At 73.9% G+C, this 11790-nt stretch carries 15 protein-coding genes; 7 read left to right on the forward strand and 8 right to left on the reverse strand.

What is annotated here, in order from left to right; translation table 11 throughout:
- The first annotated feature begins 429 nt into the window (after positions 1-429).
- A complete protein-coding gene (locus ACFV6D_RS18930; protein ID WP_063348358.1) occupies positions 430-1740 on the forward strand; it encodes a M18 family aminopeptidase in 1311 nt (436 codons plus the stop codon).
- An 88-nt stretch (positions 1741-1828) separates the two neighbouring features.
- Here the strand turns inward: ACFV6D_RS18930 and ACFV6D_RS18935 are convergent, their stop codons facing one another.
- The 3 genes from ACFV6D_RS18935 to ACFV6D_RS18945 form a co-directional block, all read right to left on the reverse strand.
- Positions 1829-3643 carry an NHL domain-containing thioredoxin family protein gene (locus ACFV6D_RS18935; RefSeq protein ID WP_380560543.1) on the reverse strand — a complete coding sequence of 605 codons (1815 nt, stop codon included), beginning with the start codon at positions 3641-3643 and terminating at the stop codon, positions 1829-1831.
- Between the two features lie 48 nt (positions 3644-3691).
- Complete coding sequence (locus ACFV6D_RS18940; RefSeq protein WP_380427489.1) at positions 3692-3937, reverse strand: hypothetical protein; 246 nt, start codon at positions 3935-3937, stop codon at positions 3692-3694.
- Between the two features lie 197 nt (positions 3938-4134).
- A complete protein-coding gene (locus tag ACFV6D_RS18945; protein ID WP_380335538.1) occupies positions 4135-4266 on the reverse strand; it encodes a hypothetical protein in 132 nt (43 codons plus the stop codon).
- 125 nt (positions 4267-4391) lie between these two features.
- On the opposite strand from ACFV6D_RS18945, the gene ACFV6D_RS18950 reads away from it, so the two are divergent.
- Positions 4392-4646 carry a hypothetical protein gene (locus ACFV6D_RS18950; RefSeq protein ID WP_380560544.1) on the forward strand — a complete coding sequence of 85 codons (255 nt, stop codon included), beginning with the start codon at positions 4392-4394 and terminating at the stop codon, positions 4644-4646.
- A 38-nt stretch (positions 4647-4684) separates the two neighbouring features.
- On the opposite strand, the gene ACFV6D_RS18955 is transcribed toward ACFV6D_RS18950, so the two are convergent.
- Complete coding sequence (locus tag ACFV6D_RS18955; RefSeq protein WP_380560545.1) at positions 4685-5200, reverse strand: GNAT family N-acetyltransferase; 516 nt, start codon at positions 5198-5200, stop codon at positions 4685-4687.
- Between the two features lie 91 nt (positions 5201-5291).
- Between ACFV6D_RS18955 and ACFV6D_RS18960 the strand changes: the two genes are divergently transcribed.
- The 3 genes from ACFV6D_RS18960 (at position 5292) to ACFV6D_RS18970 (ending at position 7058) form a co-directional block, all read left to right on the forward strand.
- The gene (locus ACFV6D_RS18960) at positions 5292-5780 is read left to right on the forward strand and encodes an LURP-one-related/scramblase family protein (RefSeq protein ID WP_063348353.1); all 489 of its coding nucleotides are present in this window, start codon (positions 5292-5294) and stop codon (positions 5778-5780) included.
- Positions 5781-5901: 121 nt separating this feature from the next.
- On the forward strand, positions 5902-6324 hold the full coding sequence (locus tag ACFV6D_RS18965; protein WP_363378334.1) for a DUF350 domain-containing protein: 423 nt from the start codon (positions 5902-5904) through the stop codon (positions 6322-6324).
- Positions 6325-6488: 164 nt separating this feature from the next.
- A complete protein-coding gene (locus ACFV6D_RS18970) occupies positions 6489-7058 on the forward strand; it encodes a GNAT family N-acetyltransferase (protein ID WP_380482393.1) in 570 nt (189 codons plus the stop codon).
- 76 nt (positions 7059-7134) lie between these two features.
- Here the strand turns inward: ACFV6D_RS18970 and ACFV6D_RS18975 are convergent, their stop codons facing one another.
- From ACFV6D_RS18975 to ACFV6D_RS18985, 3 genes are read right to left on the reverse strand one after another with little or no spacing between them, the layout of a single operon-like run.
- Positions 7135-7539: a type II toxin-antitoxin system VapC family toxin gene (locus tag ACFV6D_RS18975; protein WP_380427483.1), complete on the reverse strand. Its 405-nt coding sequence runs from the start codon at positions 7537-7539 to the stop codon at positions 7135-7137.
- Positions 7536-7811 carry a type II toxin-antitoxin system Phd/YefM family antitoxin gene (locus ACFV6D_RS18980; RefSeq protein ID WP_380427481.1) on the reverse strand — a complete coding sequence of 92 codons (276 nt, stop codon included), beginning with the start codon at positions 7809-7811 and terminating at the stop codon, positions 7536-7538. Before ACFV6D_RS18980 ends, ACFV6D_RS18975 begins: the two co-directional genes overlap by 4 nt.
- A 59-nt stretch (positions 7812-7870) precedes the next feature.
- Positions 7871-8926, reverse strand: coding sequence for an aldo/keto reductase (locus ACFV6D_RS18985; RefSeq protein WP_380560546.1), 1056 nt, complete (start codon positions 8924-8926; stop codon positions 7871-7873).
- A 225-nt stretch (positions 8927-9151) separates the two neighbouring features.
- Between ACFV6D_RS18985 and ACFV6D_RS18990 the strand changes: the two genes are divergently transcribed.
- Positions 9152-10150: an NAD(P)/FAD-dependent oxidoreductase gene (locus tag ACFV6D_RS18990; RefSeq protein ID WP_063348350.1), complete on the forward strand. Its 999-nt coding sequence runs from the start codon at positions 9152-9154 to the stop codon at positions 10148-10150.
- Positions 10151-10274: 124 nt separating this feature from the next.
- On the forward strand, positions 10275-11159 hold the full coding sequence (locus ACFV6D_RS18995; protein WP_380560547.1) for a class I SAM-dependent methyltransferase: 885 nt from the start codon (positions 10275-10277) through the stop codon (positions 11157-11159).
- A 66-nt stretch (positions 11160-11225) separates the two neighbouring features.
- Here ACFV6D_RS18995 and ACFV6D_RS19000 read toward each other — a convergent pair whose 3' ends face one another.
- Positions 11226-11537 (reverse strand): helix-turn-helix transcriptional regulator, encoded by a 312-nt coding sequence (locus ACFV6D_RS19000; RefSeq protein WP_063348348.1) that lies wholly within the window; start codon positions 11535-11537, stop codon positions 11226-11228.
- Positions 11538-11790: the final 253 nt, after the last annotated feature.

The following is an 11790-nucleotide window of genomic DNA, read 5'->3' on the forward strand; positions in this document are numbered from 1 at the left end:
GCGGTGGCCCTCGCCCCCCCCGACCCCCCCCGCCCCCCCCCCAGGGGCGCCGGGGGGGGCGTCACACCTCCCCCACCGTCGGACCCCCCCCCCCCCCCGACGGGCCCGGCTCCCGCCGGGCCCTTCGGCGTTGCCGCCCGTTCGCCGCCCCGCGCGCTGTCCGTTCGCCGCCCCGCACCCGTCGCCGAGTTCGCCCGTTTCGCACCTGTTGCACGGGGCCGGCGGCACGGTGTCGGGCATGGCGATGACCGTCCGCGACCGGGGCGGATCTCTGGGTGTACGGAGTTCGGCACGGCGTCACTTCACGGTTGTGTCCTCGTTCTGCATCCGTTGGGAGGTTCCGAATTCCCTGTCCGTGTACGGGCATATGCTCAAGGTGCGAAGCCGACTCCCCATCCGGCTTCAGCCCTCCCTCGACTCAGGAGCAGTATGTCGACCGCCGCCGCCCGCCAGGCATTCTTCGACCGGACGCACAGCGACGATCTGATCGCGTTCCTCGGCACCTCGCCGTCCCCGTACCACGCGGTCGCGAGCGCCGCCGAGCGGCTGGAGAAGGCAGGCTTCCGGCAGGTCGCCGAGACCGACGTCTGGGACGGCGCCGCCGGCGGCCGTTACCTGATCCGGGGCGGCGCCCTGATCGCCTGGTACCTGCCGGAGAGCGCCCGCCCCGAGACCCCGTTCCGGGTGGTCGGTACCCACACCGACTCGCCGAACCTGCGGGTCAAGCCGGTGCCGGACACCGGCTCGGCCGGCTGGCGCCAGGTCGCCGTGGAGATCTACGGCGGCGTCCCGCTGAACACCTGGCTGGACCGTGACCTCGGGCTCTCCGGCCGCCTCGCGCTGAAGGACGGCAGCTCGCGGCTCGTCCAGCTGGACGAGCCGCTGCTGCGGGTGCCGCAGCTCGCGATCCACCTGGACCGCCAGGTCAACGACGGCATGAAGCTCGACAAGCAGCGCCACCTCACCCCGATCTGGGGCCTCGGCCCGGTCGACGAGGGCTCGCTGATCTCCTACGTCGCCGAGCGCGCCGGCGTGGACGCCGCCGACGTGGCGGGCTGGGACCTGATGACGCACGACGTCCAGCCGGCCGCCTACCTGGGCCGCGACCGCGAGCTGCTGGCCGGCCCGCGCCTGGACAACCTGCTGTCCGTCCACGCCGCCACCGCCGCGCTGGCCGCCGTCGCCTCCGCCGAGGGCGCCGCCGACCTGCCGTACATCCCGGTGCTGGCCGCCTTCGACCACGAGGAGACCGGCAGCGAGTCGGACACCGGCGCGCAGAGCCCGCTGCTCGGCAACGTCCTCGACCGCACCGTCCACGCGCGCGGCGGCACCCCGGAGGACCGCGCCCGGGCGCTCGCCGGGACGATCTGCCTCTCCTCCGACATGGGCCACGCCGTCCACCCGAACTACGCCGAGCGGCACGAGCCGGGCCACCACCCGCTGCCGAACGGCGGGCCGATCCTCAAGGTCAACGTCAACAACCGCTACGCGACCGACGGCGTCGGCCGGGCGGTGTTCGCGGCCGCCTGCGAGAAGGCCGGCGTGCCGTGGCAGTCCTTCGTGTCCAACAACGCGATGCCCTGCGGCACCACCATCGGCCCGATCACCGCGGCGCGCCTCGGCATCAAGACGGTGGACTGCGGCATCGCGGCGCTGTCCATGCACTCGGCGCGCGAACTGTGCGGCGCCGAGGACCCGTACCTGCTGGCCAGTGCGATCAAGGCGTTCCTGGAGGGCTGATCCCGGGCTGATCCCCCCTCAACGGCGAAGGGGCCCGGCGGAGTACGCTCCGCCGGGCCCCTTCCGCACTGGACGGGCCACTCCAGGGCTACTCCAGGCCGGCGAGCACCAGCGGCAGCCGGCGGGCGCCGTCGGCGACCAGCTTCACCGGCACGCCCCAGTCCTGCTGGTGCACGTGGCAGGCCGGGAACTCGATCTCCGGATCGTCGTCGCAGGACGCGGCCATCGCCGAGACGTGCAGCACGCCCTCGGTGACCTCTTCGGAGAGGACCAACTCGCGCGACAGGTCGCTGTCCGCGCCCGCGCCGGAGACCAGCAGCTCGGGCGGGGTCGCGCTGACCAGCAGCCGGGTCGACGGGCCGTACCGCTCGTCCAGCTTCTGGCCGCTCGGCGCCGAGAACACCACGTCCAGCCGGAACGCGCCCGGCGCGACCTCGGTGGCCGCCCGCCGGGTGCGGTGCGCGACCGACTCGACCCGCACAGCCTCCTCCGGCAGCCGCAGCCTGGTCAGCCGGTGCCGGGCCGACTCGACCACCACGATGTCCCCGTCCACCAGGACCGCGCCGGACGGCTCGCGCAGGTCGGTGGCCAGCGTGGTGACCTCGCCGCTCGCCGGGTCGAAGCGGCGCAGCGCGTGGTTGTAGGTGTCGCTGATCGCCACCGAGCCGTCCGGCAGCACGGTGACGCCCAGCGGGTGCTGGAGCAGCGCCTGCTCGGCCGCGCCGTCCCGGTGGCCGAAGTCGAAGAGGCCGGTGCCGACGGCGGTGTGGACCGCCCCGGTTTCACGTGAAACCCACCGGATCGCGGACGTCTCCGAGTCGGCCACCCACAGCCGCTCGCCGTCCGCCGAGACCGCCAGACCGGACGGCTGGGCGAACCAGGCCTCGCCGACGGGCCCGTCCACCAGGCCCTCGTTGGTGGTGCCGGCCGCGACGCCGACCGTGCCGGCGGCCGGGTCGTACGCCCACAGCTGGTGCACGCCGGCCATCGCGATCCACACCCGGCCGTCGAACCAGGCGACGTCCCACGGCGAGGAGAGGTCCACCTCGCGGGCCGGGCCCTCGGTCGCCGAACCCTGCCACCACTGGCGGCCGGTGCCCGCCAGCGTGGTCACGGAGCCGTCCGCCAGCCGCACCCCGCGCAGCGCGTGGTTGACGGTGTCGGCCACGATCACGTCGAAGTCCGAGCCCTCCGGCAGCAGCGCCAGCCCCTGCGGCTCGCTGAACCGGGGGCTGGTGCCGTCCACCAGACCGCGCTGCCCGTCGCCGATGCGGCGGACCACCGTCTCGCCGTCCTCGGCCAGCTCCACCAGCGAGTGGTGGCCGGAGTCGGCGACCAGGAAGTGCCCGCCGGGCAGCCGGACCGCCTTGCCCGGGAACTTGAGATCCCCCGCGGTCGGCTCCGGCGCCACGTACGGGCCGTCGCCGCGGCGCAGCGTGCCCTTCGCCGCGTGCTCGGCCTCCAACTCCTCCACCAGCCGCGCGATCGCGTGCGCGTGGCCCTCGCCCGCGTGCTGGGCGACCACGTACCCCTCCGGGTCGATCACCACCAGCGTCGGCCAGGCCCGCACGGCGTACTGCTTCCACGTCGCCAGCACCGGATCGTCCAGCACCGGGTGGTGCACCTCGTACCGGGCGACCGCGTCCACCACGGCCTGGTGGTCCGCCTCGTGCACGAACTTCGGCGAGTGCACCCCGACGATCACCACGGTGTCCCGGTGCTTCTCCTCCAACTCCCGCAGCTCGTCCAGGACGTGCAGACAGTTGACGCAGCAGAACGTCCAGAAGTCCAGGATGGTGATCTTGCCCCGGAAGTCGGCGAGCGTCAGCTCCTTGCCACCGGTGTTCAGCCAACCGCCTGCCCCGACCAGCTCGGGGGCGCGTACACGTGCACGAGATGCCATGCCTCAATCAAACCGCACGGGCGGTGTCCGCATTCCGGGCGTCCCGGTTCAGGCGGCTGCTGCGCGTGCGGGGCTGGTCTCGACGATCTCCCGAGCGACCAGGAGCGGGGTATCCTCCCACCCGAGCAGAGCCTTGGTGACGGCGACTGCCGGGACGATGCTCGTCCCGCGTTCGACCAGCAGGGCTTGCACCGCATCCATACCCTCGCTCGCGAGCACAGGACGACACTCCTCGACCAGCGCGGTCCACTGCGCGGCTACCTCGGGCTGTAGCCCGGCGACGTTCTCGAACATGGCACTCCTCCTCGCGTACGAGCAACCCCACCGACCGCGAGCCGACCGAGCGCAGCCGCCACAACTCTTGCGGGATTCTCGCAAGCCTCGTGCCGAGACGCTGATCATTTTCCGAACCCGAGCATCCGGTAACCGGGTGCGCGTGGCATCGAGCGGCATCACACTCAAACTCGTTTAATTCCGAAGGGAGTTGGGTGTCAGAACGTCCAGAAGTCCAGGATGGTGATCTTGCCCCGGAAGTCGGCGAGCGTCAGCTCCTTGCCACCGGTGTTCAGCCAACCGCCTGCCCCGACCAGCTCGGGGGCGCGTACACGTGCACGAGATGCCATGTCTGTATCCAACCGCATCGTGGTCGGGCGGCATTCCGGGGCGGCATTCCGGGGCGGTGGTCGCGGGCGGGGGCGGCGGGCGTGTCGGTGGGGTGGGGGGTGGGGTTCGTGCTGTCGTTGTCCGCATGATCACCTCACCCCTGCTCCGGTCGGCCCTGACGGTCGCGACCGCTGTCCTGCTCGCCACCGGTGCCGGCGCCGCCTCGGCGGCCGCCGCCCGGCCCGGTCCGCGTGACGTCACCGCGGAGCAGTGCCAGGACGCCGGGGGGTGGGTGGAGGGGTCCGGGTACTGCGTGGGGGCCGAGGGCGACGACTACTGGGGGCAGCCGATCGACGGGCAGGCCGTCAACCCGCATCCGGCGCCGGGCGAGGAGGACTGAGGGCGTCAGGGCAGGGCCATGGCCGGGTCAGGTCCGGGTCAGGGTCGGGGTCGGGGGAGCTCCGCCTGCCAGCGGGTCTCGCGGTCCTGCTGCTCGTCGGTGGGGGTGAGGCCGAGGGCCCGGGCGACGGCGGCGGAGGCGTGGTGGTCGGGGTGGATGTGGGCGGTGACGGTGCTGACGCCGGCGGCGGCTAGGTGGGAGAGCAGGGCGCGGGCGGCCTCGGTGGCCAGGCCGCGGCCCTGCCAGGGGGTGCCGACGACCCAGGCGAGATCGGCGGCCCCGGGGCTGACGGTGGTCTGGACGTAGCCGGTGAGGCGGCCGTCGGCGCGCAGCCGCAGCGCCCAGTTGCCCCAGGTCTCGGCGGGGTCGGGGGAGCCGGCGGCGAGCCGGGCGTAGCGCACGCGCAGGTCGTCGGCGGTGGCCGGGGAGCCGCCGGTGAAGGCGTGCAGGGCGGGGTCGGCGAGGGCGGCGGCCAGCTCCTCGGCGTGCTCGGGGCCGATCGGGAGGAGGTCGAGGCGCTCGCTGTGCAGCGGGGCGGTGGGGTCGGGACGCATGCCGCCATTGAACGCCCGTGTGTGGCGGTGCTTCCCGGCGGGTGGGGGGATCGGGTCGAATGGGGGTCACGTCGACACGGAGGAGGCCGCTGTGCGGTACCTGGTCAGGGAGAAGCTGTTCGCAGTCGGAGACGACTACTGGATCGAGGACGACCGGGGCCACAAGGCGTACCTGGTGGACGGCAAGGTGCTGCGGCTGCGGCACACCTTCGAGCTGAAGGACGCGCACGGGCGGGTGGTCGCGGTGGTGAAGGAGAAGGCGTTCACCGTCCGCGACGCGATGAAGATCGAGGACGCCGACGGCGAGGTGATCGCGACCGTCCGGGAGAAGCTGTTCACCCCGTTCCGTGACAAGTACCTGGTGGAGCTGGCCTCCGGCGGCGAGCTGAAGATCCACGGCGACCTGATCGACAAGGACTACCGGATCGAGAACCACCACGGCGACGACCTCGCCCGGATCTCCCGCAAGTGGTTCCGGATCCGGGACACCTACGGCGTGGAGATCGCCGACGGCGCCGACACCGGTCTGCTGCTCGCGATCGCCGCCTGCGTCGACCACCTGGTGCACGAGGAACACTGACCCGACTGACGCCAGGGGGCTCCGCTTCCCCGGTCCGCCGCCCGCCCCGGTGGGGTATCTTTTGCCAACCCTTGACCAGGCCGGTCGGGGATCGGCGAGCGGACCGGGGGCTGGGACCACGATGAACGACATCCTGCACGGGCTCGGCGCGGCGGCCGCCTACGGAGCCCTCGGGGTGGTGCTGCTGCTCCTCGGCGTCGGCCTGGTGGACCTGTTGACGCCCGGCAGGCTCGGCCACCAGATCTGGGTCGAGCGCAACCGCAACGCCGCCGTGCTGCTCAGCTCCGCGCTGCTCGGCATCGGCGGCATCGTCTTCACCGCGATCATGTACACCTACGCGGACTTCGCCAAGGGCCTGGTCTCGACCGCCTGCTACGGCCTGCTCGGGCTGGTGCTGATGGCCGCCGCCTTCTGGGCGGTGGACCTGCTGACGCCCGGCAGACTCGGCGCGATCCTGGTCGAGCCGGAGCCGCACCCGGCGGTCTGGGTCTCGGCCAGCTGCAACATCGCGGTCGCGGCGGTGGTGTCGGCCGCGATCGCCTGACGGCCCGCCCGTGCGCCCGGGAGCGCCCGGCCGCACGTTCGGCTGATGGAGCGTCGGTCGACGGGCGGCGGTGGCGTCGTCGGTGGCGTCGTCGGTGGCGAGGAGGATCCGACCGGGGTCGCCGACCTGCTGCGGCGGTGGGGCCCGGCCGGTAACGTACCGGCATGGCTGACCTTGAAGAACGCGCCAACGTCGTCGCGTCCGGCTCGCGGCAGGCCGGGGCAGGGGTGTCCGTCCGACGGCGCCGCGTCACCGACCTCGCCGACTGCGTCCGGGTGCTCGGCGACGTCCACACCACCGACGGCTACCCCGCCGACTGGCCCGACCGCCCCGCCGCCTGGCTCACCCCCGGCGGCCTGCTCGCCGCCTGGGTCGCCGAACTGGACGGCCGCCCGGTCGGCCACGTGGGCCTCTCCCGCAGTGCCCCCGGCGACGTCGCCCCCGGCCTGTGGAGCCGCCGCACCGGCGGCCGCCCGGAACTCACCGCCGTGATCGGCCGGCTCTACGTCGCGCCCACGGCGCGCGGCCACCGGATCGGCGCGCAGCTGGCGGCGGCCGCCGTGGCGCACGCGCGGGCGCTCGGCCTCCACCCCGTCCTCGACGTCCTCGCCACCGCAGCCCCGGCGAACGCCTGCTACCGCCGCCTCGGCTGGACCTGGCTCGGCAGCGGCGAACAGCAGTGGGCCGCCGACCGCACGGTCGTGGTCCACTGCTTCGCCGCCCCGAGGGAGTAGCCGGCCTCCTGCGGGGCGGCCGGTGGTGGCGATCCGTCCGGAAGTGGCGACGGCGCCGCTGGAGCGGGGCCGTTCGTCACACGGGGATGACGTCGACGCCCTGCTCCAGGCCGACGAAGTCGCCCGCGTTCCGCGTGTAGAGCGGCAGGCCGTGGGCGGCCGCCGTCGCCGCGATCATCAGGTCCATGCGGCGGGGGCGGGGGTCCCGCTTGGCCTGGATCGTGAGGGCGACCAGGGTGCCGAACCGCCGAGCCGCCTCGCGGTCGAAGGGGAGAGTGGCGAACTCCGCCTCCACGTCCGCGAGTCGCTGGGCCCTGGCCATCATCTGCACCGGGTCCTTGGCCATGGCGACGCCCTGGGCGAGTTCGGCCAGCACGATGGACGACAGTGCGGCATCGGCTGGCAGGAGCTGTGGATCGATCTGCGGCAGATCGATCACGACGCAGGTGTCGAGCAGTCCGCGTTGGTGTCGCTCGGTCACTTCCGCTCCCACGGGTCGTCGCCGCCGATCCGATCCTCATCGCCGTAGAAGGCGTCGGCTTCCGCGCGCATCCGCGCCGCGTCGACCGTCGGCGCGTTCCGCCACTTTCGCTGGAGTTCCTCGACGGGGACGAATCGGCGGCGACCGCTGATCGGCCGGACTTCGGCGATCTCGGTGCCGTTGCGGGTGATGTGGTAGATCTCGCCGGCCTCGACATCGTCGAGCACGGCCTTGGACCGCGCTGCGAGTTCGCGCTGCGTGATGGTCTTCATGGGGTCAGTGTATCGCGCCGTAATGCACCGTGTCGCACTGGCGTGGGCGGCCGGTCCGGCTATCCCGCCGGGCGGTCCGTGGTGGGGCGGCGGCGGAGGGCGGGGGTGGTGACGGACGGGGGCTGCCAGACGCCGTCGGGGTGGTAGACGTTGGTGCCGGGCGGGACGATGGCGTCGATGCGGTCCAGCGTGGCGTCGTCGAGGACCAGGTCGGCGCCCTTGAGGGCCGCCTCCAGCTGGTCGTGGGTGCGCGGGCCGAGGATCACCGAGGTGACGGCGGGGTGCGCCAGCGGGAAGGCCACGGCCAGTTCGGGCAGGGTGCGGCCGAGGTCCCCGGCGAGGGCGGTGAAGGCCTCGACGGCCTCCAGCTTGGCCGCGGTGGTGGGCAGCGTCGGGTCGAAGCGGCCCGGGTGGAGGGTCGGGCGGCCGGTGGTCAGGTCGGCCGGGCGGTCCTTGCGGTAGCGGCCGGTGAGGAAGCCGGAGGCGAGCGGGCTCCAGGTCAGTGCGCCCATGCCGAGTCGCTGGACGACGGGCAGCACGTCGCGCTCCACGCCGCGGGCGAGCAGCGAGTACGGCGGCTGCTCGGTGCGGAAGCGCGGCAGGGCGCGGCGCTCGGCGACGTGGTGCGCGTCGACGATCTGTTCGGCGGGGAAGGTGGAGCAGCCGAAGGCGCGGATCTTGCCGGCCCGGACGAGGTCGCCGAGGACGGACAGGGTCTCCTCGACGTCGGTGGTGTGGTCCGGCCGGTGGATCTGGTAGAGGTCGATCCGGTCGGTGCGCAGTCGGCGCAGGCTGTCCTCGACCGCCCGGAGGATCCAGCGCCGGGAGTTGCCGCCGCGGCCGTGGCCCTCGCCCATCGGGAAGTGCCCCTTGGTGGCGAGCACGATCTCGTCGCGGTCGCCGCGGGCGGCCAGCGTCCTGCCGACGATCTCCTCGGACTCGCCGGCCGAGTACATGTCGGCGGTGTCCACGAAGTTGATGCCGTGGTCGAGCGCGGTGTTGATGATCCGGGCGCAGTCGTCATGGTCGGGGTTGCCGATGGAGCCGAGCATCATCGTGCCGAGGCAGTAGGTGCTCACTTCGATGCCGGTGCCGCCGAGGACGCGGTAGCGCATGGTGCTGCTCCCCCTGGTGGTGGGTCGGTGGTGCGTCAGAGGCTAGGAGTTGGAGTGCACTCCATGGCAAGGGTCGGTCCGGATCCCCGTCCACTCGGGCAGTCCGGGCCCGTGGCGCGGAGCGGACGGGCGGTGGCCGGGGTGGGCGCGGGCGTTTGCGGAAACGGCAACAAAGCTTGCCGATATGGCTGGTCCGGTCGCAGCCTGGCGGTGGAGGTGAGCGCCATGGGCGACACGATGAGGACGACGGGGCCGACGGCCCCCCGGGACGAGTACGACGCGGTGGTGGTCGGCGCGGGCGCGGCCGGGCTGAGCGCCGCGCTGGTGCTGGGCCGGGCCCGGCGCCGGGTGGCGGTGGTGGACGCGGGCCAGCCGCGCAACGCCCCCGCCGCCCACATGCACGGCTACCTGAGCCGGGACGGCATGCCCCCGGCGGCGCTGCTGGAGGTCGGCCGGGCGGAGGTCGCCGGCTACGGGGTCGACCTGATCGACGCCCGGGTCGACCACGTCGAGGGCGTCGCGGACGCCGAAGGCGCGGGGACGGGCTTCGCCGTCCACCTGGCGGGCGGCCCCGTGCTGCACGCGCGCCGGGTGGTCGTCGCCACCGGCCTGCGCGACGGGCTCCCGGAGCTCCCGGGCCTGCTCGAACGCTGGGGCCGCGACGTGCTGCACTGCCCGTACTGCCACGGCTACGAGGTCCGCGACCGCCCGCTCGGCGTGCTCGGCACCGGCCCGGGCGCGGTCAACCAGGCGCTGCTGCTCCGGCAGTGGTCCGCGGACGTCGTCCTGATCACGCACACCCTCACGCCGACCGGGGCCGAGCGGGAGCGGCTCGCCGCCCGCGGCGTCCGGGTCGTCGAAGGCCGGATCACCCAGCTGGTGACGGACGCCGACCGGCTGCGCGGCGTGGAACTCGCCGACGGCCGGGTGGTGCCGCGCGAGGCCGTGTTCGTCTTCCCGCAGCCGGTGCCCCGGGACGCGCTGCTCTTCGGCCTGGAATGCGCCCGGGACGAGAACGGCTGGGTCACCACCGACCGGGCCGGCCGCACCAGCGTCCCCGGCGTCTGGGCGGTCGGCAACGTCGCCGACCCGCGGGCCCAGGTCGTCGTCGCCGCCGGGATGGGCGCGGCGGCGGCGTTCGACCTCGACCACGACCTCGTCGCGGAGGAGATCGGACGGGCGGTCGCCGAACACCGCGCGTCCGGCGCCGCCGTTCCCGCCTGAGCGGGGGAAGCTCCCCCCAGCTCCCCGCGGCTCCCCCCGGCACCTTCGCCCAGCGTCACCCTTCCGACCGCAGCACCTTTCCGACCGCAGCACCTTTCCGTCACCCACGATCGGAGAACCCACGATGTCCGAACACCAGCACCAGCACGGGCACCACCACGGCCACGTCCCCGCCGCCGACTTCGACTGGGACGTCCTCGCCGCCCACCTGGAGCGGGAGGCCGAACTGCGCACCCCCGCCATCACCGGGGCCGCGCAGTGGCTGCGGTCCCTGCACGGCGAGGCCGACGGGGTGCGGCGGGTCCTCGACGTCGGCAGCGGGCCCGGGGTGATCGCCGGACTGCTCGCGGACGCCTTCCCCGAGGCCGAGACGGTCGCCGTCGACCAGTCTGCCGCTCTGCTGGAGCGCGCCCGGGCCCGTTCCGGCGGCCGTCTGAGCACCCAGCAGGCCGACCTGCCCGCCGAGTTCGGCAAGCTCGGCGAGGCCGACCTGATCTGGTCCGGCAACGCGATCCACCACCTCGGCGACCAGCAGGCCGCCCTGACCTCCCTCGCCGCGACGCTCCGGCCCGGCGGCCTGCTGGCCGTCGCCGAACGCGGCCTGCCGCTGCGCTACCTGCCGCGCGACTTCGGTCTCGGCCGGGCCGGCTTCCAGGCCCGGCTCGACGCCGTGCACGAGGACGGCTTCAGCACCATGCGCGCCGAACTGCCCGGCGCCACCGAGGAGGTGGAGGACTGGCCGGCCATGCTCACCCGCGCCGGTCTGACCGCCAGCGGCACCCGCACCTTCCTGATCGACCACCCGGCCCCGCTCGCCCGCCCCGCCCGCGAGCACCTCCACACCCAACTCGCCCGCCTGCGCGACCAACTCGCCGACAACCTCGCCGCCGAGGACCGCAGCACCCTCGACGCCCTCCTCGCCGAGGACACCCCCACCGGCATCCTGAACCGCCCGGACGCCTTCTTCCTCTCGGCCATGACCGTCCACACTGCCCGCAAGGCCGCCTGACGACTGCGGAGCCCGAGCCGACCGCAGCCGGGGCGGGGGCTCCCCTGCCCCGGCTGCGGCAGAGGCCTACAGGGTGTGACCGAGAGCGGTGATGAGGGCGGCGATGCGGGCCTCGTCGCGGCGGTAGTGGGTCCACTTGCCGATGCGGGTGGCGCGGACGAGGCCGGCGCGCTGGAGTTCGGCGAGGTAGGCGGAGACGGTGGACTGGGCGAGGCCGGCCTTGGCCTGGATGTGGCTGACGCAGACGCCGACCTCGCGCGGGTCGGCGACCGCTTCCTCCAGGGGGAAGTGGCGTTCGGGTTCGCGCAACCATGCCAGCAGTTGCAGGCGCGTCGGGTTGGCGATCGCCCGCAGGGCGGTGACCAGGTCAACATCCATGGCTGGAAGCGTACCGGCGTGTTACGGCAGGGCCTCGGCGAGCCGACGCCGGTCAGTGGGGCAGTGCGGTGCCGTCCGGCGGGGTGCCGATGACCTGGACGAACCGTCGGTGACTTGGCGTCAGATTCCCCCCGGTGTCGGGAAGGTGGGGGGGCGCCCCGGGCCCCCCCCCCGCCCCCCCCGGGCCCCCCCCCCCCCCCCCGCCCCGCGGGGGGACCGCGCCCCCCCCCGAGACGGGAATCATTGGAGACAA

The organism is Kitasatospora sp. NPDC059812, from assembly GCF_042732075.1.
GTDB lineage: Bacteria > Actinomycetota > Actinomycetes > Streptomycetales > Streptomycetaceae > Kitasatospora.

What these genes read in the sequence shown, in the direction of transcription:
- ACFV6D_RS18930 (WP_063348358.1), top strand. Translation starts at nt 430, where the DNA reads ATGTCGACCGCCGCCGCCCGCCAGGCATTCTTCGACCGGACGCACAGC.
- ACFV6D_RS18985 (WP_380560546.1), bottom strand. Translation starts at nt 8,926, where the DNA reads ATGCGCTACCGCGTCCTCGGCGGCACCGGCATCGAAGTGAGCACCTAC.
- ACFV6D_RS18995 (WP_380560547.1), top strand. Translation starts at nt 10,275, where the DNA reads ATGTCCGAACACCAGCACCAGCACGGGCACCACCACGGCCACGTCCCC.
- ACFV6D_RS18940 (WP_380427489.1), bottom strand. Translation starts at nt 3,937, where the DNA reads ATGTTCGAGAACGTCGCCGGGCTACAGCCCGAGGTAGCCGCGCAGTGG.
- ACFV6D_RS18965 (WP_363378334.1), top strand. Translation starts at nt 5,902, where the DNA reads ATGAACGACATCCTGCACGGGCTCGGCGCGGCGGCCGCCTACGGAGCC.
- ACFV6D_RS18945 (WP_380335538.1), bottom strand. Translation starts at nt 4,266, where the DNA reads ATGGCATCTCGTGCACGTGTACGCGCCCCCGAGCTGGTCGGGGCAGGC.
- ACFV6D_RS18970 (WP_380482393.1), top strand. Translation starts at nt 6,489, where the DNA reads ATGGCTGACCTTGAAGAACGCGCCAACGTCGTCGCGTCCGGCTCGCGG.
- ACFV6D_RS18990 (WP_063348350.1), top strand. Translation starts at nt 9,152, where the DNA reads ATGGGCGACACGATGAGGACGACGGGGCCGACGGCCCCCCGGGACGAG.
- ACFV6D_RS18980 (WP_380427481.1), bottom strand. Translation starts at nt 7,811, where the DNA reads ATGAAGACCATCACGCAGCGCGAACTCGCAGCGCGGTCCAAGGCCGTG.
- ACFV6D_RS19000 (WP_063348348.1), bottom strand. Translation starts at nt 11,537, where the DNA reads ATGGATGTTGACCTGGTCACCGCCCTGCGGGCGATCGCCAACCCGACG.
- ACFV6D_RS18955 (WP_380560545.1), bottom strand. Translation starts at nt 5,200, where the DNA reads ATGCGTCCCGACCCCACCGCCCCGCTGCACAGCGAGCGCCTCGACCTC.
- ACFV6D_RS18950 (WP_380560544.1), top strand. Translation starts at nt 4,392, where the DNA reads ATGATCACCTCACCCCTGCTCCGGTCGGCCCTGACGGTCGCGACCGCT.
- ACFV6D_RS18935 (WP_380560543.1), bottom strand. Translation starts at nt 3,643, where the DNA reads ATGGCATCTCGTGCACGTGTACGCGCCCCCGAGCTGGTCGGGGCAGGC.